This window comes from Clostridium sp. AM34-9AC (genome assembly GCF_003480225.1).
Classification (GTDB): domain Bacteria; phylum Bacillota; class Clostridia; order Lachnospirales; family Lachnospiraceae; genus Acetatifactor; species Acetatifactor acetigignens.
The window spans coordinates 195,684-219,923 of record NZ_QUIU01000001.1; the positions used below are offsets into that span (position 1 = coordinate 195,684).

Annotated in this window: 19 protein-coding genes and 1 riboswitch; of the genes, 1 reads left to right on the forward strand and 18 read right to left on the reverse strand. The window is 48.9% G+C overall.

Annotation, left to right across the window (positions count from 1 at the left end; genetic code table 11):
- The 5 genes from DW835_RS00810 to DW835_RS00830 form a co-directional block, all read right to left on the reverse strand.
- Complete coding sequence (locus tag DW835_RS00810; protein ID WP_117464872.1) at positions 1-1,953, reverse strand: fructose-1,6-bisphosphatase; 1,953 nt, start codon at positions 1,951-1,953, stop codon at positions 1-3.
- A gap of 275 nt (positions 1,954-2,228) precedes the next feature.
- Positions 2,229-2,993, reverse strand: a complete 765-nt coding sequence (gene dapB, locus DW835_RS00815) for a 4-hydroxy-tetrahydrodipicolinate reductase (protein WP_118730486.1) — start codon at positions 2,991-2,993, stop codon at positions 2,229-2,231.
- A gap of 164 nt (positions 2,994-3,157) precedes the next feature.
- A complete protein-coding gene (dapA, locus tag DW835_RS00820) occupies positions 3,158-4,042 on the reverse strand; it encodes a 4-hydroxy-tetrahydrodipicolinate synthase (RefSeq protein WP_118537174.1) in 885 nt (294 codons plus the stop codon).
- 59 nt (positions 4,043-4,101) lie between these two features.
- Positions 4,102-4,278, reverse strand: a riboswitch (Lysine riboswitch).
- A gap of 36 nt (positions 4,279-4,314) precedes the next feature.
- Complete coding sequence (locus DW835_RS00825; protein WP_118502776.1) at positions 4,315-4,812, reverse strand: cob(I)yrinic acid a,c-diamide adenosyltransferase; 498 nt, start codon at positions 4,810-4,812, stop codon at positions 4,315-4,317.
- 111 nt (positions 4,813-4,923) lie between these two features.
- Positions 4,924-5,577, reverse strand: a complete 654-nt coding sequence (locus DW835_RS00830) for a single-stranded DNA-binding protein (protein WP_022313502.1) — start codon at positions 5,575-5,577, stop codon at positions 4,924-4,926.
- A gap of 286 nt (positions 5,578-5,863) precedes the next feature.
- Between DW835_RS00830 and typA the strand changes: the two genes are divergently transcribed.
- The gene (typA, locus tag DW835_RS00835; protein WP_118537173.1) at positions 5,864-7,702 is read left to right on the forward strand and encodes a translational GTPase TypA; all 1,839 of its coding nucleotides are present in this window, start codon (positions 5,864-5,866) and stop codon (positions 7,700-7,702) included.
- Positions 7,703-8,217: 515 nt separating this feature from the next.
- Here the strand turns inward: typA and DW835_RS00840 are convergent.
- From DW835_RS00840 to ptsP, 13 genes are all read right to left on the reverse strand, one after another.
- On the reverse strand, positions 8,218-8,880 hold the full coding sequence (locus DW835_RS00840; RefSeq protein ID WP_118537172.1) for an InlB B-repeat-containing protein: 663 nt from the start codon (positions 8,878-8,880) through the stop codon (positions 8,218-8,220).
- A 182-nt stretch (positions 8,881-9,062) separates the two neighbouring features.
- Entirely contained in the window at positions 9,063-10,166 is a 1,104-nt protein-coding gene (locus DW835_RS00845; protein ID WP_022313676.1) for a hypothetical protein, read from the reverse strand.
- A gap of 12 nt (positions 10,167-10,178) precedes the next feature.
- Complete coding sequence (locus DW835_RS00850) at positions 10,179-11,678, reverse strand: ATP-binding cassette domain-containing protein (protein ID WP_118668290.1); 1,500 nt, start codon at positions 11,676-11,678, stop codon at positions 10,179-10,181.
- A gap of 75 nt (positions 11,679-11,753) precedes the next feature.
- Positions 11,754-12,848 carry a galactose ABC transporter substrate-binding protein gene (locus DW835_RS00855; protein WP_118668289.1) on the reverse strand — a complete coding sequence of 365 codons (1,095 nt, stop codon included), beginning with the start codon at positions 12,846-12,848 and terminating at the stop codon, positions 11,754-11,756.
- A gap of 303 nt (positions 12,849-13,151) precedes the next feature.
- A complete protein-coding gene (locus DW835_RS00860; RefSeq protein WP_022313672.1) occupies positions 13,152-14,135 on the reverse strand; it encodes a substrate-binding domain-containing protein in 984 nt (327 codons plus the stop codon).
- The gene (locus DW835_RS00865; protein ID WP_022313671.1) at positions 14,132-15,850 is read right to left on the reverse strand and encodes a sensor histidine kinase; all 1,719 of its coding nucleotides are present in this window, start codon (positions 15,848-15,850) and stop codon (positions 14,132-14,134) included. Before DW835_RS00865 ends, DW835_RS00860 begins: the two co-directional genes overlap by 4 nt.
- A gap of 3 nt (positions 15,851-15,853) precedes the next feature.
- Complete coding sequence (locus DW835_RS00870; RefSeq protein WP_022313670.1) at positions 15,854-17,413, reverse strand: response regulator; 1,560 nt, start codon at positions 17,411-17,413, stop codon at positions 15,854-15,856.
- A 22-nt stretch (positions 17,414-17,435) separates the two neighbouring features.
- On the reverse strand, positions 17,436-19,568 hold the full coding sequence (locus tag DW835_RS00875) for an ATP-dependent helicase (RefSeq protein ID WP_243036994.1): 2,133 nt from the start codon (positions 19,566-19,568) through the stop codon (positions 17,436-17,438).
- Complete coding sequence (locus tag DW835_RS00880) at positions 19,565-20,098, reverse strand: 8-oxo-dGTP diphosphatase (RefSeq protein ID WP_118668288.1); 534 nt, start codon at positions 20,096-20,098, stop codon at positions 19,565-19,567. Before DW835_RS00880 ends, DW835_RS00875 begins: the two co-directional genes overlap by 4 nt.
- A 49-nt stretch (positions 20,099-20,147) precedes the next feature.
- Positions 20,148-20,285: a hypothetical protein gene (locus tag DW835_RS17865; protein WP_172594758.1), complete on the reverse strand. Its 138-nt coding sequence runs from the start codon at positions 20,283-20,285 to the stop codon at positions 20,148-20,150.
- 71 nt (positions 20,286-20,356) lie between these two features.
- A complete protein-coding gene (gene spoIVB / locus DW835_RS00885; protein ID WP_182426960.1) occupies positions 20,357-21,709 on the reverse strand; it encodes a SpoIVB peptidase in 1,353 nt (450 codons plus the stop codon).
- A 110-nt stretch (positions 21,710-21,819) separates the two neighbouring features.
- Positions 21,820-22,563, reverse strand: coding sequence for a DeoR/GlpR family DNA-binding transcription regulator (locus DW835_RS00890; RefSeq protein ID WP_022313666.1), 744 nt, complete (start codon positions 22,561-22,563; stop codon positions 21,820-21,822).
- Complete coding sequence (gene ptsP, locus DW835_RS00895) at positions 22,557-24,209, reverse strand: phosphoenolpyruvate--protein phosphotransferase (RefSeq protein WP_118730487.1); 1,653 nt, start codon at positions 24,207-24,209, stop codon at positions 22,557-22,559. The genes DW835_RS00890 and ptsP overlap by 7 nt, the downstream gene beginning before the upstream one ends.
- Between the last annotated feature and the right edge of the window lie 31 nt (positions 24,210-24,240).

A 24,240-nucleotide genomic window follows, 5' to 3' on the forward strand; every position in this document is an offset into this window, starting at 1 on the left:
TTATACCTCTTCCATGATCGTACCTTCCCGGTAAGCCTCCAGGAGTTCTTCCAGATAGAAGATATTCTCCTGGATCTCCTTGCCGGTATCGGTATCGGCCACCAGTTTTCTGCGGGGGAAATTCTCCACCACCACGGAATCCGAGAAAATATCCGATTCCTTGATGATCGCCGCTTCCGTAGATTCAAAAGGTTCATGGGCTACCAGACGCATTCCTCTGGAATTACATACCAGCGTATATCCCGCAATTCCCGTCTTTTTCTGATATGCTTTGGAAAAGCCACCGTCGATGATCAGCAGCTTACCGCCGCATTTGATGGGTGATTCCCCATGGATCTGTTCCACGGGCACATGACCATTGACGATATGGGCATCGGCCTTGTCCAGACCGAATTCCTCTAAGATTCTGCCGATGACTTCCTCATTTTCCAACAGCTTATAGTAACTGTTTTTCTCTTCTATATGAGTCTCCTTATCCTTCAGGAAATACCGCTCAAAGGTAGCCATTTTTGCCTTGCCGAACACCGGGGAACCGGGGCCCGCCCAGATGTACCAGATCATATCCTGTCCAAGAGCGCGCTCTTTGGCTTCCTTGGCATAATAACCTCTTCTGGCGTAATATTCCAGAATGTCGTACAGTGCTTTTCCGCAATACTCTTTTCCGCAGATCTCCACCTGCATGAAACTGCCGTCCGGATTCAAGGGGACACAGCCGTGATACAACAGATTGCCGTTGTAAATCTTGTACATGCCGCCCTTGGAAAACAGAAATTTTACATGGCGCTGCAGTTTCTCACAACGCATGAACACCTGCTGCAGGCGCAGCATGACCTTGCTCTCTTCCTCCGTGAGTTCGTAAGGATGTACAGGATCCACCGTAGGGAAATCCACGTCTTTCATGGGATATTCTTTGCCGTCCACGCAGATCGTCTTTTTCTCGAAATCGATCCGATGCAACAGCATCCGGTCTTCCATATGGAACTCCGGGTGTCTCATAATCAGCTGTCCTTCCAGCTTGAACTGCAAGATAGCAATTGCTTTATGCATCTTGGTGTCCAGCCCGAGATCCTTGGTATTGTAATCGGTATTGAACTTGATGGTAAAGGCATCGCAGTTGGTATTCTCATAAGTTTCCAGTGCAAATGTAGCCAGAGGCAGCAGGTTGATGCCGTAGCCATCCTCCAGAGTGGCGAGATTACCGTATCTGGCAGACATTCTGACCACATTGGCGATACAGGCCAGACTTCCGGCCGCCGCGCCCATCCACACCATGTCATGATTGCCCCACTGGACATCCACGGAATGGTATTCGCACAAAGTATCCATAATAATATGAGGGCCGGGACCTCTGTCGTAAATATCACCGACGATATGCAGATGATCGATGACCAGCCGCTGGATCAGGTGGCTTAACGCAATAATAAACTGCGGCGCTCTGCCGATTCGGATGATAGTATGGATGATCTCATTATAGTATGCCTCTTTGTCCTGGATTTCTTCCTTCTCCGTGATCAGTTCTTCGATGACATAGGCGAAATCCTTCGGCAATGCCTTTCTGACTTTGGATCGGGTGTATTTGGAAGAGACACGTTTGATGACCTGTACCAGACGATGAAGGGATATTTTGTACCAGTCCTCCAGATTGTCCTCTTCTCTTTCCACGATCTCCAGTTTGCTCTCTGGATAATAGATCAGGGTTGCCAGGCTTTTTTTGTCCTTGTTGCTGATGGTGTTGCCGAATTCCTCGTCGATCTTGCGGCGTACGGAACCGGAACCGTTTTTCAGGACATGGTTGAACTGTTCGTATTCTCCGTGGATATCCGTCAGGAAATGTTCCGTACCTTTGGGGAGGTTCAGGATGGACTGGAGGTTGATGATCTCTGTGGAGGCTGCCGCTATATTTTTGTATTGGTGTGAGAGGGTCTTTAGAACCTTCTGTTCCATTTCGCTCATGAAATTCACCTTTCTATGTTACTTCACGAAGCGTACGGATACCATGCCTCGGTGTAAGGTCTCCGAGTGTGAATTTTTTAGGAAAAGTGATTCATTTGTTCTACTTAACACGGGCACACCTACACGCACCATCCGTAGTGCGGATCGGCTGTCGCAAACATCGTGTTTGCTCCACCCTGTTCTTCAACACTTTTCAAGAAAATGTCAACACTCTACGACAAACATCATCGCCATGGCATCCATCCACTTCGTCAGTTCATGACTTTACCAGGTAATTACATCGCTGCATTGATAACATCAGACATGTTGTACATGCCAGCGGGCTTGCCTGCCAGGAACTTGGCTGCCTGTACGGCGCCTTTACCGAAGACAGCTTTGGAGTAGGCGGTGTGGGAGAAGGTTACAACTTCGTCTGCCCCGGCGAAGATCACATCATGGTCACCGACGATGGTGCCGCCTCTGACAGAGCTGATGCCAATTTCTTTCTTCGGTCTCTGCTCTCTGCGGTTGCTGCGGTCATAGACATATTCATACTCACCGTTAAATTCCTCGTTGATGGAATCTGCCAGTGCCAGTGCGGTGCCGCTGGGAGCGTCTACCTTCAGATTGTGGTGCTTCTCCACAATCTCCATATCGAAGCCTGCGTCGGCCAGCACTCCGGCAGCTTCTTTCAAAAGCTTTAACATCAGGTTGATACCTAAGGACATATTGGCGGATTTTAAGATGGCCACCTTTTTCGCTGCTTCGTCTACTTTCGCCAGCTGTGCCTCGGACAGACCAGTGGTACACAGCACGCAGGGAAGCTTTTTCTCCACGCAGTAATCCAACAGCTTGTCTACTGCCACGGCTGCGGAGAAATCAATGATTGCATCTGCAGCCACATCACATTTGTAAATATCTGTGAATACAGGGTAGGGATTGTGTCCATCGTCTCTGGCATCAATTCCCGCCACCAGTTCCATATCGGGGTCCGCTGCGATCAGTCCGCTGATCACCTGTCCCATTTTACCGTTACATCCATGCATGATTATTTTTACCATTTTTCTTTTCTCCTATCTATCATGATTTTTGTAATAACGATCCAGCAGCCCTCATATTCATTTGCAAAAGCGCACTATGAATCGTTACTTTTTGAAAAAAGATCCCGCCCATGACAAAAATTTCACAGGCGGGATTCTTCCACTCTTGCTCTCTATTTTCCAGCCTACAGGATACCATAATCCTTCAGGGCTTTTTCAAGCCTCTTGGCATTGGCCTCTTCCATTTCACACAGAGGCATACGGAACGCACCGGCTCCCATTCCCATCATGTTCAGTGCGGTCTTTACAGGGATCGGGTTCACTTCACAGAACAGCGCGTTACACAGATCCATGGCATCTAACTGCATCTGACGGCTGCCTGCCACATCTCCGTCAAAGAACTTCTGGCAGATCTCGTGGGTCTGTGTAGGTGCTACATTGGAAAGTACGGAGATAACTCCGACTCCGCCCAGGGCCAGAATGGGTACGATCTGGTCGTCATTACCGGAATAAATATCCACAACGCCCTGTCCGATGGCTGCCAGGTGAGCGATCTGGCTGATGTTGCCGCTGGCTTCCTTGACACCTACGATGTTCTCCACGTCCTTACACAGCTTCACTACGGTCTCCGGCAGAATATTGCAGCCGGTACGGCTGGGTACGTTATACAGAATAGCGGGAACCTTCACAGAATCCGCAACGGTCTTGAAATGACGATACAGTCCCTTCTGGGTTGCTTTATTATAGTAGGGACTTACCAGCAGAATGCCGTCCACGCCGTATTTCTCCGCTTCCTGAGACAGGTATACTGCAGTCTCGGTACAATTGGAACCGGTACCTGCTACTACGGGGATTCTCTTTGCAACTTTGTCCACACAGTATTTGATAGTATCCAGATGCTCCTCATGGGTCAGGGTAGATGACTCACCTGTGGTACCGCATACGATAATAGCATCTGTGCCGTTTGCGATCTGGAATTCGATCAGTTCACCGAATTTCTCATAATTGACGGATCCGTCCTCGTTCATGGGTGTGACGATTGCCACGCCTGCTCCTTTAAAAATAGCCATATGCTTCCTCCATTTGCAAAACGCCAGCGCACAATGGCGCCGGCGCTGATTATCCAAGCTTATTTGATAGCGCCCCATCTGCTCACGAGATGACAGTCATACGCTTCTTAAACGTATGCCCAAGATAACATATACAGGATACCTTATCTTTCGGCGTGTTCCCCTTTCTTCTTCCCTCATCGGTACCTGTTACCTCCGAAAAAATACTCTTGAAAAACGCAACCTCTATCTTTTTAAATATAGTTTTATGATAGCATCAACCCATGTGACTGTCAATCCCAGACCTTGAATTTTACCGTTTCAATCTTGGACACTTCATCCGCCAGAACACAGATCTCATCGTTCAGGGTGATTCCCGTCAGAATCACATCCGTATCTCCCCTGCATTCCAGTAATGCCTTCAGGTCATCTTCCGTAATAATATCCTTCTCCACCAGTCCCAGCACTTCGTCCAGGATCAGCAGATCGCATTCTCCAGTCGTCAGTACTTTCTTGGCAAAGCCGATCCCGTTACGGATGTTCTGGATCTCCTCCTGCTTCTTTTCCTCCGGTAATTCCACGAAATTACCGTCCGATTTCTCGAAACGGAACAGCTTGATCTCCGGCTCCATTCTGCGTAAAAAATCGGAATCCCCCAGTCCCTTTCCCTTCAGGAACTGAATAATAACGACCCTCTTGCCTTCTACCGCTGCCTGTACCGCTCTTCCAATCGCTGCCGGTGATTTGCCTCTGCCATCGCCGGTATAAATATAGATGCATCCTTCTGCCATTCCACACCTCATGGTCTATCTGCGTATCTGACGCTCCCTAGCTGTACACAGTTACTAATATCTATGCATTCTTTTATACCATATATTGTCACTTTTTGCAATCTTTTGTCGTTAGACGATGGATTCCTGCACCTGTGCCTCCTCCAGAAGTTCCAGTTTGCTGACGGATACCTCGAAAGCTACTCTTTTCTCCACATGCTCTTCATCCAGTTTTTTCATATATTCACGGCTCTGGATCCGTCCCCAGATCGCACAGCGCTCTCCTACCTTGAAATGCTCCGCATAACGGGCGTTACGTCCCCAACAGATACAGGGAATATAATCGGATTTTCCGTACGGACGGTTTACCGCCAGCAGCAGATCCGCTATTTCTCTTCCCAACGGTGTCTTACGATACACCGGTTCCTTACATATATATCCATCCAGATAAATCTGGTTCGTCTTCGAACTTTCTTCCATTTCTTCAATAAATTTCACTTCTCTGGCAAACACAGACAACACCAGTCTGTTCTTGCGCTCCTCATGACGATTGTAGGAACGAAACTGTCCGTTCACACACAAAAGCATTCCGACATAGCTGGCTGTCACGTCCAGTAATCTTTCTGAGACCATCACTGGTATAATGTCAAAACTGTCGCTCAGTCTCGTACATTTGATGTCCACCATGTAGAATCCTTCCCCATAGATCTCATGGCTGTAGGAAAAATTGCTTACCACTTCCCCCATCACCGTTACCTGATTGTTTTCAATAACCTTATCTGTCATTTTTGTTCTCCCTTCTACATCTTCTGACTCTTCTACAACAATCTTTATGTATTGCACTACTATTTATACTCTAAAATCCATCGTTTGAGTACTAAAACTCATCGCACAAAAGGGCAAATTACGCACAAAAGGGATTTCTTTTCCATACTTTTTCATATAGAAAACCACCAAAAGCGTTGATTTTCCACGGTTTTTTCTTGCGTCCGGAAATGATAAGTGCTATACTGAAACAGTTTGAAAAAAGATTGAATCAGTTGCACGCATTTTTAGAAAGGCAAGGATTTTTATGAGACAAAAAAGAGAAGATGTCAGAAACGTTGCAATCATTGCTCACGTAGACCACGGTAAAACCACTCTGGTGGATGAGCTGTTAAAACAAAGCGGTGTATTCCGTGAAAATCAGGAAGTTGCTGAGCGTGTCATGGACTCCAACGATATCGAGCGTGAGCGTGGTATCACCATTCTGTCCAAGAACACTGCCGTTATGTATAAGGGTACCAAGATCAACATCATCGACACCCCGGGCCATGCGGACTTCGGCGGCGAGGTAGAGCGTGTCCTGAAAATGGTAAACGGCGTTATCCTGGTGGTGGATGCCTTCGAGGGTGCCATGCCCCAGACCAAATTCGTGCTTCGTAAAGCACTGGAATTAAAGCTTCCCGTTATCGTATGTATCAATAAGATCGACCGTCCCGAAGCAAGACCCGATGAGGTCGTAGACGAGGTACTGGAACTGTTCTTAGAGCTGGATGCGGATGATTCTCAGCTGGATTGTCCTTTCGTATATGCTTCCGCAAAGGCCGGTATTGCCTCTCTGGATGCTGACGAAATGGGTACTGATATGGAACCTCTGTTTGAGACCATTTTAAACTACATCCCCGCTCCCGAAGGAGATCCGGATGCGGCTACCCAGGTACTGATCAGTACCATTGATTATAATGAATATGTAGGACGTATCGGTGTCGGTAAAGTAGACAACGGTACCATCCGTGTAAACCAGGATGTGGTCATCTGTAACCACCACAACCCCGACAAGATCATTAAGACCAAGGTCAGCAAGCTGTATGAGTTCGACGGTCTGAATAAAGTAGAAGTCAAGGAAGCAGGCATCGGTTCCATCGTTGCCATCTCTGGTATCAGCGAGCTTCACATCGGTGACACCATCTGCTCTCCGGAAAATGTGGTACCCATTCCTTTCCAGAAGATCAGTGAGCCTACCATCGCCATGCAGTTCATGGTCAACGACTCTCCCCTGGCAGGCCAGGAAGGTAAATTCGTTACCAGCCGTCACCTGCGTGACAGACTGTTCCGCGAGTTAAATACCGATGTATCCTTGCGTGTGGAAGAGACCGATTCTCCTGACCGTTTCAAAGTATCCGGCCGTGGTGAGCTGCATTTGTCCGTACTGATCGAGAATATGCGTCGTGAAGGTTTTGAGTTTGCAGTAAGTAAGGCTGAGGTTCTGTATCATACCGATGAGAACGGCAAGAAGTTAGAACCTATGGAGCTGGCTTACATCGATGTTCCCAATGAATTTGCCGGTGCTGTTATTGAGAAGCTTGGTCAGAGAAAAGGTGAACTTCGTAACATGGGTTCCATTTCCGGCGGCACTTACACCCGTCTGGAGTTCTCCATCCCCGCAAGAGGACTGATTGGTTACCGCGGTGAGTTCATGACCGATACCAAGGGTAACGGTATTCTGAACACCGTATTCGACGACTACGGCCCTTACAAGGGAGATATCCAGTATCGTAAAATGGGTTCCCTGATCGCATTTGAAGCCGGTGAAGCTATCACCTACGGTCTGTACAATGCGCAGGAGCGTGGTACTCTCTTCATCGGACCCGGTGAAAAGGTATACTCCGGTATGGTCATCGGTCAGACCGGACGCAGTGAGGACATCGAGATCAATGTCTGCAAGAAGAAGCAGCTGACCAACACCCGTTCCTCCAGTGCTGACGAAGCTCTGCGTCTGACACCGCCCAAAATCCTGTCTCTGGAGCAGGCTCTGGACTTCATCGATACCGACGAACTGTTGGAAGTAACTCCTACCAACCTGCGTATCCGTAAGAAGATTCTGGATCCGACCATGAGGAAACGTGCCATGATCAATAAGAAAGCTTAAGAAGATTTATAAATAGAACCACCTTCGTGTACTGCCTGCAGTATGTGAAGGTGGTTTTTAACTGGGTTAACAAAGAATCCCAAATGCCCACGGCGAACGGAACATCCTTCCTCGATGTAAGGTCTCCCGGTGGGAATTTTCTGACGAAAAGTGAGTAGCGGTTCTAAACCGCACGGGCACGGCTCCAGTTGCCATCCATGGCAACGTCCGCCTGTCGCGAACGTCCTGTTCGCTCCACCCTGATGTTCAACACTTTTCGAGAAAATATCACCACCTCCCGACAAACATCTTCGGAAGGACATTCCATCCGCCGCGGGCATTCTGCGTTTTGGAAAGCCTGCGAAAAAACAGTAGCCCGCGTTGGGGTAAGGACAAGCAGACTCTAAGCAGCCGTCGGTACTTAGCGAGGGTACTTTCCTCGCTTATGTACCGCTACGGTCTGCATCCGAAGTGGAAACGGGTCTGCGGTTCTTAGCCCCAATACGGGCTACGGGGATATTTCACTAACTCTTCAGTTAATTCCAGGTGGCTGTCAACACATGCTCCCCGGTCATCTGGACGACGGTGTCTGCAGTAATAGTCTGTCCGCTGTACTCCCAGCCAGCGAAGGTACTCCCTTCTTTTACCGGGGTGGGAAGTTCGCCATAGGTCTCGCCGAAGGTCACCTGTTTGGATTCCACGGCGGAACCGTCGGCACCGGTGCCGCCGTCATAGTCGAATTTCACGGTGAACTGTGCGGGAACCCAGTGAGCGGTCAGAGTCATATCGCCGGTGACTTTCTCCGACTGGAAATACCACAGCACTGTCTCTCCTTCTTTTTCCGTATACCACCCGTCAAAGGTGTAGCCGGGCTTATAAGGGGTCTCGGGCTCTGTAAGGAATTCACCGTAGCGTACCTTCCGGGCTGCCACTTCACTTCCGCCGTCCGTATCGTACACAATGTTGAATCCACCGCGTACCGCGAAGAAAATAATCATTCCCACGATCACCACGATCAGGACACCGATCAGGCCATCCAGAATGCGGATGGGAACATCCTTGCTTCCGTAAATGCCGCGGCCGAACCATTTTCCTTTCGGACGGATTGCTTTCTCCGGCTGCTGCGTCGTTTCCGACTGCGTGGTGACTTCTGCTGCCTTTTCTTCTGTATTCTCTGTTGTCACTCGTTCCTGATTCATAATTTTTCCTTTTCCTAATCTATCATAAGCAATTTCTATGTGCTGCGCACTCTCGAAATTGCAACCAATATTCGTATTCCGGACTGTCGTCCTTCATACTCATATTGTTTTACTACCCACGTAGAAAACATCCTTTACCTGCAAGCAGTCACGGATGTTTTCTATGGGGGAGTCTTATGTCATTACTTTCTTACCAGGTACTTTCTCATATCGATCGCGCAGGCAACCAGAATGATGAGTCCTTTGATCACATACTGCATGTTCATGTTGATGGACAGGAAGTTCAGTGCTACGAAGATGATTCTTAAGAGAAATACACCAAGTACGACACCACTGATCTTACCGGTACCACCTACGAAAGAGACACCGCCGATAACGCAAGCTGCAATGGCATCACACTCGTAGTTCAATCCGGTATTTGCTGTGTTGGAACCGATACGGGAAGACTCGATGAAACCGGTCAGACCGTACATGGCACCTGCCAGTGTATGTACTAAAATGGTGGTTTTCATTACGTTAACACCGGATACCTTTGCTGCTTCGGGATTGGAACCTACTGCAAACATGTTCTTACCGAAGGTGGTCTTGTTCCAGATGAACCACATGATAACAACGATCAAAGCTGCCAGCCATACATAGTTGGGAATGGCGATTCTCGCGCCGCCGGCATTGAAGGAGATCACGCTTCCCTTTACCACATCGTTGAAGTGCTGATCCAGACCGGACAGAGGCTGACCGTTATTGCCGTTGATCATGATGTACATTAACAGTAGGCCGTATACGATCAACTGGGTAGCCAGAGTTACGATGAAAGGATGCAACTGGAATTTCGCTACGAAGAAACCGTTGACCCATCCCACGATACCGCCGACCAACAGTACGATCAGGATCACCAGAGGGATCGGAAGTACCGGAAGGTTCGGGAACATCTTGGTGGCATAAGTCACGGACTGCATCAGGGATGCCGTGATACATGCGGTCAGTCCTACCACACGTCCTGCGGACAAGTCGGTACCTGTCAATACGATACATCCTGCAATACCACAGGCAATGGGAAGGTTCGCCGCAGACAGGCTGATGATGTTGACAATGGAAGCCGCCGACAGGAAATTGGAGTTCTGGATGTAAGTGTAAATAATTGCTACGATCAGCAGGATGTATAAGGCATTGTTAAGTAAAAATTCTTTCCAATAGGTCTTCTTGTCTCTGCTGTCCAGCTTCTTGTAGTCTGCAAAATTTTGCTTTACGCCGTTAATTTTATTCTGAATTGCTTTGCCGGGATTCATACGCATATCCTCCTATACATATTTTGCAGCAAGAGACATGATCTCTTCCTGTGTCGTATTTTTGGCATCTACTTCTCCTGCCAGCTTACCGCCGCTCATGACAAGAATTCTGTCACATACACCCAGCAGCTCCGGCATCTCCGAAGATACCATCAGGACAACTTTGCCCTTATTGGCCAGATCGATGATCAGCTGGTAGATCTCGTACTTTGCACCTACGTCGATACCTCTGGTAGGCTCATCCAGCATCAGCACCTCCGGCTCTGTGAGAAGCCATCTGCCGAGGATAACCTTCTGCTGGTTACCACCGGACAGTGACCGGATCTTCGTCTTCTGGGAAGGTGTCTTGATATGCATGGCATCAATGGCCCATGCAGTGTCCTTCTCCATGGATTTATCACTCAGATAAAATCCTGCTTTTTTATGTTTCTTCAGACTGGAGATCACCGTGTTCTCCCGGATATTCAGGATTCCGAAGATACCGGTGGCACGACGTTCCTCCGTCAGAAGTGCAAAACCGTTTTTAATGGACTCTCTGGCATTGCGGTTTCTGACCTCTTTGCCGTCCAGTTTGATCACACCGTCTTTTCTGGTGGCCACACCGAAGATATTCTCCAGTGTCTCCGTTCTGCCGCTGCCGTCCAGTCCGGCCAGACCTACGATCTCACCCTTTCGAGCCTTAAAGGATACATCCTGCAACAAGGAATATCTTGCGCTTAAGTTTTCTACCTCCAATGCCACTTCACCGGGCTTGTTGGTTTTGGGCGGGAACTGGTTGGTCAGTTCACGGCCTACCATCAGTTTGATGATCTTGTCTGTAGTCAGGTTCTGTGCAGGCTCTGTTGCGATCCAGGTACCGTCACGCATGACGGTGACTTCATCTGCGATCCGCAGGATCTCTGCCATCTTGTGAGAAATATAGATAATACCGCATCCTCTGTCACGAAGCATATTGATGATCTTGAACAGATGCTCCACTTCTTCTTCCGTCAGGGATGAAGTAGGTTCGTCAAATACAATGATCTTACTGTTGTAGGATACCGCTTTCGCGATCTCTACCATCTGCCTTTGTGATACCGGCATCGTACTCATGATTCTCTTGGGGTCTACAGCGATCCCCAGTTCTTCAAAAATCTTGTTGGTGTCTTCCAGCATCTTGTGCTCGTTGACCATAATGCCTGCTGTCATGGGATAACGGCCCAGCCAGATATTATCCATGACATTTCTCTTCAGTGCCTGATTCAGTTCCTGGTGAACCATGGCCACTCCGTTATTCAGTGCTTCTCTGGAATTTTTGAAATTGACTTCCTTGCCTTCCAGTTCGATCTTGCCTGCATCCTTACTGTAGATGCCGAACAGACACTTCATTAAGGTGGATTTACCGGCGCCGTTCTCTCCCATGAGCGCGTGTACCGTTCCTTTTTTTACGGTAAGGGATACATGATCCAGTGCCTTTACGCCGGGGAATTCCTTGCATATGTCTGTCATCTGAAGTAATACTTCCTGTCCCATACGCATCCTCCTATACATAAAGAGCGGCCGCTGCCAGATGCAGCAGCCGCTTCTTTTATTTACTTGTTATTCAGATCATTCTCCGGTGTAAGTAGCGTAAGGGATGTAGATCTTGTTGCTAACCTTCTCAGAGATGTTGAAGCTGTCGGTATCTGCCATCAGATCCTTGCCAGCCTGGATGTTCTTAGCCAGGTAAGCAATACCGTTTGCCATACCTTCTGCATCCTGCTTGATGGTACCGGTCATCTTGCCGTCTGCGATCAGCTGCTTGGCTGCGTCAGTTGCATCAACACCGAATACAGGAATGGTGGTGCAGTTGCCATCGCCTAAGTTGTAGCCCTTGTCATTCAGAGCGGAGATAACGCCTTCAGCCATACCGTCGTTGTTGCAGATAACCAGCTCGATCATGTTACCAGCGGACTCATTGTACTGAGACAGGTTGGTGGTCATGTAGTTGTTAGCTGCGGTTGCGGACCAGTTACCGTCCTGGTCAACCTGATACTTATCGGTATTGGATGCATCGAAGTACTCCAGAGCAGGCTTGCCTGCTGCGGTGATCACTGCATCTGCATCTTCTACACCGTACTGGGTACGATAGATTGCTTCTACGTTACCTAACTGACCCATGAACATTGCATAGCTGATCTTGCCGTCGCCGTTTAAGTCGATGGTGTCAAAGTTGTCTACTACATACTGACCAACCATCTTACCCTGCATGTGACCAGCTTCGGGAGCGTCGGTTCCAACGAATGCACACTTGTCATAGCTGCCTAATACCTTACCTTCATCCTCATCGGATTCTACCGCACGGTTGAAGAAGATTACAGGGATTCCTGCTGCGCTTGCTTTGTCAACGATGGCCTGGGAAGCGTCTACGGAACCGGATGTTACGATGTTGACGATCAGAAGGTTGGTACCCTGTGCAATAGCGGTATCGATCTGCTCGTTCTGGGTGGTCTGGTTACTGTTGCCGTCATAATTCTGGAACTTGATGCCTGCTTCGGTAAGCGCATTATCCAGTGCAGTACGCACGCTGGAGATGTATGTATCACTGTAGGTGTAATAGAATACTCCTACATTCAACTCTCCCTTTCCTCCGCCGCTCTTTCCGCACGCTACGAGGCTGAGCATCATAATGCCGACCAACAGTAGTGACATGAACTTTTTCATATAAAATACCTCCTTGTTTTGATGAAAATGTATGTGTTTCATCTCTTGATGAGGTAATTATATGGCATCTTGTACATAAAAGATATACAAAATCTTACGCATGGGGTTAAAAAATATACTATTCTGTACACATTTTGTTCATGTTCTGTACATAATTTGTAACTATTCAGAGCCGAAAAGCATTACATAATTTCGTCGAACGCTTGCATTCGTAAGAATTATGTAATGCTTATTCGGCGAAGTAACCACATGAGCAAAAGAATAGCTCTGAAAGAGCGGTTTTGCGAGTGGGGTTCTGAATAGTTACTTTCTCTCTTCAAAAGAGAACAATATCTTCTGGCTCTCCCGCTCGTACATGTTCTCTCTGGTCACAATAGTGGTGGCTGTGTCTATCACGCTGGGGCCGCCGGTCTGTCCGTTGATCAGGTTCGCTGCCGTCTCCACTCCCAGATACCCCATGGCATAGGGGTTCTGCACGATCAGGGCATCCACCTCCCCGGTCTCCAACATTCCCACAGAGACCACATTGGAGTCAAACGCCACCACCTGCGTCCTGTCTCCCCGGTCCAGATCCCGGATGGCCCAGCCCACACCGAGGCTGGTCCATTCGTTAAAGGTCACCACCACATTGATCCTGGAATCCGACAAAAGCATCTCTTTTGCTCCCGCTCTGGCATCCTCCGTGGTGGAAAGGACATTGATGGTGGTAATATCCTTTACTCTCGGGTCCTGCTCCACCGTCTGCCGGAATCCCAGTTCCCGTTGCTGCCCGTTGGCGGAATTCACATCATAATTCACGATACCGATATACAGTTCGTCTTCTCCCACCGCCAGAGCTGCTTCCGCCGCCTTCACACCGGCCTGCAGGTTATTGGTCCCAATGCGGCAGCTTACCATACTGCTGTTGACATCACTGTCAATGACAACGATCTTAATTCCTCTCTGGGCTGCCTGACCGATGATCTCCGCATTGGCATTGTAATCCACCGCAGAGAAAACGATCACATCCACTCCGTCCTCCATGGCCTGCCGCACCATCTCATTCTGGGTCACATAATCTTCTTCCGATTCCGGGCCGTTAAACGTAACATTCAGATTGTATTCCGTAGCCGCCGCCCGGGCACCCGCAAAGACACTTTTAAAAAAGGCGCTCTCCGTGGACTTCACGATCATAGCCACCTGGGTTTTCCCTGTCTCAGCTTCTTTTCCGCAGCCACTCATGCTCATAAGAAGCAGGACACCCGCAGCCAGCAGGGACAGTATTTTTTTCATTTTCTGTTTTCTCATACTTTCTCCCATCCTGCCGCTGCATTTTCTTCCACCTTCGGCATCCGTATGATCACAGTAGTGCCTTCATCCAGTTCGCTTTCTATGGAAAGACCGTACTCTTTTCCGAAATAAATCTTAATCCTGTCGTTGACGTTCTTGATGCCGATGCCAGAATTATCTCCCGGCTCCTTATGAAGGATCGACCGACACTGTTCCTCTGACATACCGACACCGTTATCCTCCACCCGGAAGACCACATCTTCCCCTTCGCTGTAGATGCGGATCAGAATCCGTCCTTCATCCACCATGCGGTCCAGTCCGTGATAGATGGCATTTTCGATAATGGGCTGCAGGGTGATCTTGTTACAGTAATATTGCAGACAGTCCTCTTCCACCTGAAACTCATAGGAAAACTGATTCTTATAGCGGAAATTCTGGATCTTTAAATAGCTTCTGGCATGCTCTACTTCTTTTTCAATGGGGATCAATTCGTGCCCCTTGCTGATACTGATACGAAACAGTTTCGCCAGAGCATTGACCATCTCCACGGCATCCTGACACCTTTCTTCCTCGCAGAGCCACCCGATGGCATCCAACGTATTATATAAGAAGTGGGGATTGATCTGGGCCTGCAGAGCCTTTAACTCCGTTTTGCGCAGGGAAATCTCTTCCTGACGTACCTGCTTCATCAGTTTCTGGATTTTTCTTACCATGTGCTCGTAGGACTGTGACAGTGCCTCGATCTCCGTGGTGCCTTCCACAGGCTGATAAACATATCCCGCAGCATCCTTTTCGAACTCTTCCATAGCCCGGATCAGACGCTGCACCGGATTGGTCACCAGTCTGGATACCAGAACACTGACCACCATGGTCGTCAGCAGAATGATTGTCAGCATGACACAGATGTTTCCCACCAGTTCCATCTCTTTGGCCGTCACCAGTTCACTGATATAGCTGACACCCACCACCTTCCAGTTACAGTTATCCAGCGCCAGGACACTACAGATCAGTTCTTCGGTCTCAAAGGAACCGTTGTGGCTCAGATCCAGTCCCTCCGTGGCTTCCGTCTTAAGACCCGAATACAGCAGCTGCTGTTGGGGATGATAGATGATCTCTCCATTACTGTCTGTGATAAAGCAGTAGCCATGCTGTCCGATTCCCACATCGTCCACATAATCCGATATTTTGGAGAAACGGATATCAATGACTACCCGCAGCTTCTGTCCGTCTGCTCCGGGAATCTCCTGTAAGACCGATACCACCCAGGGATAATAGTCCTGCAACAGAGATTCCACATGGGGTTCCGACAGATAGAGTACCCCGGGGCTGTAGGAATCCAGTTCGATATAAGACAGATCCTTCAGATAATGTTCCTTCAGAGTATGAGTTCCCGTATGGGAATCCACCAGCTTCCCCTGCTCATCATAGATATAGACCGCCACCAGATCCGACCGGACACTGCAAAGAGTCTCCAGTGTCTGCCCGGTACTTCCGCCGCTCTTTGTCAGATCCTTCTCGATCAGACTCATGATCTCCTGCATATCTCCGATGTAGTTAGAAATGGTATTGGAAGCCTGAGTCACCGCCTGTTCACTGCTGGTATGTGCCGCCTGTTTCATACTTCCGACATAAAGAGAAAAAAAGTAAAAAGTGGACCACAACAAAAACAGGGTAACCAGTCCCACCACTAATGTCGTAATGATAAAAGAAAGGGACGTTTTTTGCTTCTTCATATCTTATTCTTTCTCCTGTCGCATGGCATTGGGAGATACCCCGCAATACTTTTTAAAGCAGTAGCTGAAATAATGCTGATCGCTGTAACCGCAGCGCTCCGCAATCTCCCGCATCTTCATGGAACTGCCCAGTACCAGTTCCCTTGCCGTTTCGATCCTCTTTTTCGTCAACAGATCCACGAAGCTTGACCCGGTCTCTTTTTTGATCAGGGCACTCAGGTAATTGGGGCTCACATGAATGCTGTTGCTGACGCCCACCAGAGACAGGGACGGATCCCCATACTCCTTGTCGATGATCTGCATGGCCTTTTCACACAGGATCTGGCTGCTCTTTTTCTTGCCCGCATTGACCAGTTCCCATACTTCCAGGCAAAGTGCCGTGAAACGATCCCTGGATTCCCGTATCGGACCTTCCAGCATGGCAAAACGCTGGAGCAGGGCGGAATCTTCTGTCACCGTATAGGCAATGCGGATCAGCGCCGAGGACATCCGGAAGATCAGGAATTTGCATTTCAGGGCAGCATCCTGCTGCACCTCCAGTTTGCCGAATACATCCTTCAGATAGTTTTCCAGTTCCTCTCGGGAACCACCACGGATCAGATTCTCCATCTGAGTAACACATTCCGCCGCCAGCTCCATGTCCATGGTGTTATCCCGCTCTTCATCGGCAATATAATGGATGCCGCTCTCTCCCGGAGTGCAATATCCCAATGCACTCATAGCTCCTCTGTAGGCCTCGTGGCATTCTCCCAGATGTTCTCTGATACGGCTGACACCGATATGACAATGCATTTTCAGAATGCGTTCCGTACTCTGTACCATCTCTCCCACGGCAATATGCAGATACCGGTCGAAGGTCGACGTGGTGGCCGCCAGCACTGCAATGATCCTGCCGTCCATGGCAAAAGAATAATGCTTCATATATTTTTGCAGTATCATATCCACGGAATGTACCAGTTCCGGTCTCGTACGGTTCTTCCCGTTGGTATCCTCCACCGTGATGGCCAGCACCGCATACTGAAAGGCATTATTACGATCCTTCAAAAAGCCGTTGCCAACCGCCTGTTCCTGTAAAAGTTCCTCCCGGTCCTGCCCCTCAAAGCTGGCATAATCATCTAGCAAAAGGGGCAGAAAAAACTGTTGCAGATCCGGATTATCATGTTTTCTGGCATCAAATTCCGCAAAGATTCCGTCGATCTTAAGCTTGATCTTCTTCAGTTCTTCCGTCAGATCCACCATAGTGATAGGTTTCAACATATAACTGATGATATTGTACTGGATGGCCTGCTGGGCATAAGAAAATTCATCGAAGCCGCTTAAGAAGGCGATCTGTGTGGTAGGACGTACCTCTCTGACCTGTCTTGCCAGCTCGATTCCGGAGACAAAAGGCATCCGGATATCCGTAAGCAGCAGATCCGGTTCCATCCTCTCCACCAGTTCCAAAGCTTCGATGCCGTTCTCCGCTTCCCCCACGACTTGAAATCCGATGCTCTCCCAGTCGATCTTCCTTATGATTGCTCTGCGTAATTCCTCTTCGTCATCTGCCACTACGATTGTATACATTGCTGTCCCTCTCTGGTATGTATTATTTTAAGGTAAGTATCTTCCCGGAAAACGCAATGGGAAGGGATATTTTTCTGGTACTGTTTTCGCCTGCAAACAGAATCTGGGCAATGCCGTCAGCCGATACGGACGCAATCCTGCCGGTTCCGTATTTCTGATGCTGTACTTCCCGTCCGGACTCACAGGCTGCGATGCAGGCCTCCACTTCCCGTGGCGGCAGCTTCTGCACCTTTTTGTCCGGTGTCTTTAGCAGCGAGCCTCTGATCCCGACAGCCGTACCGGTCTTTCTTACAGCGTTTAACGGCTTCGTTTTCTCAAACACTTCTCCTGAAAAAGCAGAGGTCAGATTCGGTCCAAAGGTAAATACATACAGCTGTTCCTTCGCTCTCGTCATTCCCACATAATAAAGCCTTCTCTCTTCCTCATAGGCATTGGCCTCCGGGGAATCCGGTACACAGCCCCTCCCCGGAATCTGGGAAGGGATCACTCCCGCCAGCATATCCGCCAGATACACTCTTGTGTATTCCAGTCCCTTGCTGGAATGGATCGTGGACAGGATAAAATTACTCTTCGGATCCCCGTAGCCCTCTCGCATCATCTCCTGCAGCTTCTGTAATCTTGCAGGGAAATCAAACAGGCTGTTCTCCTGATCTCCCAGGGCCTTTAATATATCCGCCTTGCCACTGTCCAACCCGTGGGTATCCATGAATTCCTGATATCCCATATAATTCAGGATCCGGTAGATAGCTTTTCCTGCTGACTCATACCGCATATTGTCCAGATGGGTAGCCAGTGCCTTGCACTGTTTTCTGGTGTAAACGGATACCTCATCCATTTCCGCCACCGTATCCAACAGTGTCAGTCGTCTGGTATTGGCATCCACCGCCTCCATGGCCGCCTTTTTGCTGATACCGGCTCCCATTTTGTAATAGATCCGAAGAAATGCCTCCCCATCCCATGGATCCAGAGACAACTGAATAAAATCACAGATATCGTTGACCACCGGATGGGAAAAGAAGGTCATATCCGAATTTTTCACCCGGCAGGACAATCCTTTACGTTCCAACAGATCAATGATGGGAAGTGCACTTTCGTTATTCCGGTATAATACTGCCGTCTCCTGTTCACAGTCCTGGGCTACTTTCAGCAGATAATTGTACTGTCCCTGTCTGGATACTGCCTTGATCTCTGTAACGCAGCCACCACCTTCTCTGGCCGCGGTCATCTTCTTCGGATGTCTGTTTTTATTCTTCTGGATCAGAGTATCCGCCGCCCGGACGATCTCCTGCCTGCTACGGTAATTGGTCTCCATGAGAAGGATCCCTGCTCCCGGGTGTCTGTCCTCAAAGGAGACAAGTGCCTGCGGGTAAGCTGCCCGGAAGCCGTAGATACTCTGGTCTTCATCTCCCACCATAAACAGATTCCGGCTCTGCGCCGCCAGCAGGTCGATCATATCATGCTGTATTTTCGAAGTATCCTGCGCTTCATCCACACAGAAATACCGATACTGCTCCCTGAAATGTGCAAGTACCTCAGGATACTGTTCCAGAATTCTGAGGGCGTAGATCATCTGATCATCGTAATCGATCATCTGCATCTGCCTGAGTTTCGCATTATAAGTACGGAATATCTCCGGGAATTTCTCCACATCCGTGTCCATATCCCGGATTTTCTCCGGTGTCAGACGCATATTTTTCGCATAGGTGATATCCAGCTGGGTCTCTTTGATATCATTTTCCGTGGCGTATTTCCCCGTTACTTCCAGAAAAGACTGTTTGACGGCCGCCGAGGCTTCCTTATCTGCCACCTGAAAAGGCGTTTTCCCGGTACGGTAGGCAAAATATTGCAGTACCTTCTGGGAGATGCCGTTGATGGTGCGAAACTCCAGCCGCTCTGCATCCGCTTCTCCGAACATCCCCGCAAACCGCCTGCGCATATCATTCGTTGCCGCCACCGTATAGGTCACTATCAGGATCGACTCCGGTGTTATTCCCAGGCAATAGATCATATAGCCCAGTCTGCTGACCAGTACGGTGGTCTTACCGCTTCCTGGAACCGCAAGAAGCAGTACCGGACCTTCCGTAGCCTGTACCGCCTGCATCTGCTGTTCGTTTAACTGTATGTGATAGTTCCGTACAAATTCCGTAAAATTCAATTCATTGTCCCACTTTCCGCCTCCGGCATTTTTCTGCCTTCCTTTGTTGCTATCGGCTCACCGTCCAGTACTGCATCCAGAAGGATACCATTCTCATCGTAAGACAGTTTTAAGGAGAAAAAGGGGCGGTTCTCACGAAGCAGCCGGAAAAAGATCTTGTCCCCTTCCCAGAGATCCAGTTCCTCCACCTTATTGATCTCCACCCATTCCAGTGCTCCTTCGTCACACTCCCTCGGTTCCCCCGTAAATCCATCCGCCGTATACAGGCACATATACTCACAGACGTCCCGGTATAAAAAGGTGATGATTCCCCGGAACCGGTAGGCCGTCAGAGTATATCCTGTCTCTTCCTTTACTTCCCGGAGCACACAGTCCTCCGGGCTTTCGTCCGCCTCGAAATGACCACCCACGCCGATCCATTTGTCTTTGTTAATGTCATTTTCCTTCTTCACCCGGTGAAGCATCAGATATTTTCCGTCCTGCTCGATATAGCAGAGCGTGGTCAGATTTCTGAGCTGCTGTATACTCATTTTCTTTCTCCTCTATATCCCTATCCTCTGAAAAATCTGTCCAAAATTATTATTTCTTACAATGTTCCGCAATGGCTGCGATCGCTTTCTCCATCTGGAACGGTTCCGCCAGATGTGCATTCCTTCCGGCGGTCAGACATTTCTTCGCATCTTCTTCATACGTCAGCGCATTTTCCCTATTCCTCACATTACAAATCCATTTTTGCATTTGAATGTATATTTAATTTATTTTACCATGTTAACTGCCGGACGGCAACCTTATTGCTCCAGCATATTCTCAATAAAAATCCCATATCCTCTGGTACTGTCCTGCACGAGAACATGGGTGACGGCCCCTACGAATTTACCGTTCTGGATGATAGGTGCACCGCTCATTCCCTGGACGATTCCTCCGGTCAGGGCGATCAGGTCAGAATCTGTGACTTTCAGTTCGATTCCCCGGTTCACGTTGTCATGATCGAGATGAATGTCGGTGATCTCGATATCATAGTATCTGGTGGTGCCGTCTACGGTACACAAAATCTGCGCCGGTCCCTTTCGGATCTCCTGTTTTAATCCAATGGGCATCGCCTCTTCCGTTCCCAGTGCCAGTGCTTTGTCATTGCACTTGCCGAAGATTCCCCGGACACTGTTGCTGGTAATATCCCCCAGAATCCTGTCATCAGAATAGACGATCATTCCCGTCATTTCCCCCGGATGACCGGCCGTTCCCTTCTGAATGGAGATGATCTCCGTCTGGTACAGGGTTCCGTCATTCATTTCCATCAGGTTGCTGGTGTCCACATCATTGATTCCATGCCCCAGTGCTCCGAAATTTCCCTGACTGTCAATGTAGGTCATGGTTCCCACACCCTGGGCATTGTCCCTGACCCAGACACCAATCTTATATTTCTTCGTCTGATCCTGTACCGGATCGATTTTAACATCAAAATATTCTTCGCCCCGCCGGATCGTCAAAATCGCTGCTTCTCCATTACCGTTTTCGATCCGGGTGATCAGATCATCCTTGTCCGCCACTTCCGTGCCGTTCAGTTTCACCACATAATCGCCGCTTTTCAAAATATGTTCCGCCGGAGCCACCTTCTCCCCGTTGACAGAACGGAACTCTCCGGTACCTATGACCATTACCCCTTCGGTCTTGACATAGATTCCGATGGGAACACCTACCGGGATCAGCTGCTGATCCTCGATCACCCGGATCCCCACCTGCTTAAAAGGCAGGATCCCGAACAGCTTCACCTGCATCTCAAGGCTGTCCGTCATTCCGGTCTTCATAGTCACCGGCTGACTCAGATCCAGTGTCACGGCACCTTGGGGAATATTACTGGTTCCCTGTTCACTGACACTTAAAATCTCACCTTTTGCGGGAATATCCAGTGCCAGTGATTCCTCCGATTCCGCCCGCATATAAATAACAGAAGGAATACTGCTGTCCACCAGATAATAGCTGTAGCCAAAGAGTCCCATACCGGCCAGGATAAGGGCAGCACAAAGGCAGGCCCGGTAAATCCGCAGTCTGCGCACCTTCTGTTTCCAGAGCTGCAAAATGATGACTGCATCTTCTCCTGCCTGCCTTTTTACTTTTTCCGTTTCCGTAATCCATAGCTTCATACACATTCCCCCACTGAACTTCTGTCATTGCTGTATAGGGTATAGTGTACGTCACATTCCTATTTTTAATCTGTGATCACCGGGATTTGCGGTTTACAGTTTTCTCCAGTTTAACCACAAATGACCACATTCCCACTGCTTTTATATTCCTCCGGGCAGTCGTCCGTCAGAATCGTTCCGCTCTGAAACGCCCCGAAGGTCACAGAGCTGACATTTCCGAACTTAGAATGATCTGCCAGAATAAAACATTCTCTGCATTGTCCCATGGCAGTCTTTTTCACCATGGCCTCATTCATATCCGGTGTGGTCAGGCCACTCTGCCTGCTGATCCCGTTGGTTCCAAAAAAGCCTTTGGTAAAATGATAGCTCTGTAAATTCATCAGTGCCTGATTGCCTACCACAGCCTCCGTGGAGCCTTTTAATTCACCGCCGACGAGATATACACGGAATCCTGCCGCTGCCAGTGTCTTGGCATGCGCTACCGCATTGGTCACAAAGGTGGCACTTTTCTCTGTCAGATAAGAAAGCATACTTGCTGTGGTCGTACCTGCATCCAGATAGATAAAATCCTCCGGCTGGATCAGTGCTGCCGCTTTGGCAGCCACCAGCTGTTTGGCTTCCACATTGACTTCTGCCTTCTGTTCCACCGTGGGTTCATGTGTTATCACCGTCCGGTCACATGCCACAGCACCTCCAAAGACCTTTACCAGCTTCCCGGCATTATGCAATGCTGTGATGTCCCGGCGTACCGTGGATTCCGACGTATTTAACAGATCTTTTACCTCGGCCACCGTAATGCTGTTTTTTTCTTCCAATAATTTCAGAATGATCTCATAACGTTGTTCTGTCAGCATAAATTGTTATTTTCTCTTTCCTTTGTCACATCTGTCTCCAGTATGATCTTACGCACGGGAAGAATACTTCCGGGAGACATGGATAATTCATCCACACCCATTGCAAGGAAACGTCTGGTCAGTGTCTGGTCTGCTCCCAGTTCTCCACAGATGCCCGCCCAGATACCTGCCTTGTGGGCATTCTCCACGACCATCTGTATCATGCGAAGCACTGCCGGATGGTGCGGATCGTAAAATGCATCCAGCTTCGGATTCTGCCTGTCGATGGCCAGTGTGTACTGGGTCAGATCGTTAGTACCGATACTGAAGAAATCCACTTCCTTCGCCAGCTCTGCACTCATCATGACAGCAGCCGGTGTCTCGATCATAATACCCTGCTTCGGTTCTCCGAAAGCCACACCCTGTTCTGTCAGTTCCTGCTTTACCTCTGCCACGATTTCCTTGATCTGATGTACTTCCTCCACACTTATAATCATAGGATACATAATGGAGATATTACCAAATGCGCTGGTGCGGAACAGTGCACGGAGCTGTGTCTTGAAGATCTCCGGTCTGGTCAGACAGATACGGATGGCACGGCATCCCATGGCCGGATTTTCCTCCGGTTCCATTTCGAAGTAATCGCACTTCTTGTCTGCACCGATGTCCAGTGTACGGATGATCACAGGCTTTCCCGCCATGGTCTCCGCCACAGTGCGGTAGATCTGAAACTGTTCTTCCTCGGTAGGGAAGGTTTCTCTCTCCAGATATAAAAACTCACTGCGGAACAGGCCGATGCCGCCGGCATCGTTCTGCAATACGGCCGCCAGATCCTTGCTGTTACCTATATTAGCATAGAGCATGATCTTCTTACCGTCAATAGTGATATTTTCACGTCCCTTTAAGGTCTGGAGCAGTTCTTTCTTCTCCTGCTCCTCCTGCTTTAGCTGCTGCATTTTCGACAGAGTATCTTCATCGGGATCCACATAGATGCAGCCGTTTCGTCCGTCCACGATACCAAGTTTTCCGTCTATGGCATCGGTCAGAGGGATATCGGTGCCGATCAGTGCCGGAATACTCATGGTGCGGGCCAGGATCGCCGTATGGGAATTCACAGATCCATGTACCGTTACAAAGGATAATACCAGATCCTTGTTCAACTGTACCGTCTCGGAGGGTGCCAGGTCGTCTGCCACAATGATCACGGGTTCTTCCGATGCTGCCATGCCTGCCGTTCTGCCACCCAGCACGCTTAATACGCGCTCGGAAATGTCTTTGACATCCGCAGATCTGGCTCTCATGTAGTCATCCTCCATAGAGGCAAACATCTGTGCAAAATTGTCTCCGGTGGAAGCCACCGCATACTCTGCATTCACCTGCTGCATATGAATGATGTTCTCAATGGACTCATTGTAATCATCATCCTCCAGCATCATCTGATGAATCTCGAAAATAGCTGCATTGGCTTCTCCCACTTCTTTCAAGGCTTTCTGGTACAGATTCTGCAGCTGCTCCATGGCGGTTTGTCTGGCCTGTCTGTAACGGGCGATCTCCCGGTCGGGATTCTCGATCTTCACACGCTTTACCTGCTGCTCATCCTTCTTATGAACACTGATCCTGCCAATGGCAATTCCGCCGAATACACTTTTTCCCTGGTAGACTTCCATGACTTTTCTCCTCTCCTGACGATAATATTAT

Bases quoted from the DNA above. Each gene is read 5' to 3' on its own strand.
- DW835_RS00810 (WP_117464872.1), bottom strand. From the start codon at position 1,953: ATGAGCGAAATGGAACAGAAGGTTCTAAAGACCCTCTCACACCAATAC.
- dapB (WP_118730486.1), bottom strand. From the start codon at position 2,993: ATGGTAAAAATAATCATGCATGGATGTAACGGTAAAATGGGACAGGTG.
- dapA (WP_118537174.1), bottom strand. From the start codon at position 4,042: ATGGCTATTTTTAAAGGAGCAGGCGTGGCAATCGTCACACCCATGAAC.
- DW835_RS00825 (WP_118502776.1), bottom strand. From the start codon at position 4,812: ATGGCAGAAGGATGCATCTATATTTATACCGGCGATGGCAGAGGCAAA.
- DW835_RS00830 (WP_022313502.1), bottom strand. From the start codon at position 5,577: ATGACAGATAAGGTTATTGAAAACAATCAGGTAACGGTGATGGGGGAA.
- typA (WP_118537173.1), top strand. From the start codon at position 5,864: ATGAGACAAAAAAGAGAAGATGTCAGAAACGTTGCAATCATTGCTCAC.
- DW835_RS00840 (WP_118537172.1), bottom strand. From the start codon at position 8,880: ATGAATCAGGAACGAGTGACAACAGAGAATACAGAAGAAAAGGCAGCA.
- DW835_RS00845 (WP_022313676.1), bottom strand. From the start codon at position 10,166: ATGAATCCCGGCAAAGCAATTCAGAATAAAATTAACGGCGTAAAGCAA.
- DW835_RS00850 (WP_118668290.1), bottom strand. From the start codon at position 11,678: ATGGGACAGGAAGTATTACTTCAGATGACAGACATATGCAAGGAATTC.
- DW835_RS00855 (WP_118668289.1), bottom strand. From the start codon at position 12,848: ATGAAAAAGTTCATGTCACTACTGTTGGTCGGCATTATGATGCTCAGC.
- DW835_RS00860 (WP_022313672.1), bottom strand. From the start codon at position 14,135: ATGAGAAAACAGAAAATGAAAAAAATACTGTCCCTGCTGGCTGCGGGT.
- DW835_RS00865 (WP_022313671.1), bottom strand. From the start codon at position 15,850: ATGAAGAAGCAAAAAACGTCCCTTTCTTTTATCATTACGACATTAGTG.
- DW835_RS00870 (WP_022313670.1), bottom strand. From the start codon at position 17,413: ATGTATACAATCGTAGTGGCAGATGACGAAGAGGAATTACGCAGAGCA.
- DW835_RS00880 (WP_118668288.1), bottom strand. From the start codon at position 20,098: ATGAGTATACAGCAGCTCAGAAATCTGACCACGCTCTGCTATATCGAG.
- spoIVB (WP_182426960.1), bottom strand. From the start codon at position 21,709: ATGAAGCTATGGATTACGGAAACGGAAAAAGTAAAAAGGCAGGCAGGA.
- DW835_RS00890 (WP_022313666.1), bottom strand. From the start codon at position 22,563: ATGCTGACAGAACAACGTTATGAGATCATTCTGAAATTATTGGAAGAA.
- ptsP (WP_118730487.1), bottom strand. From the start codon at position 24,209: ATGGAAGTCTACCAGGGAAAAAGTGTATTCGGCGGAATTGCCATTGGC.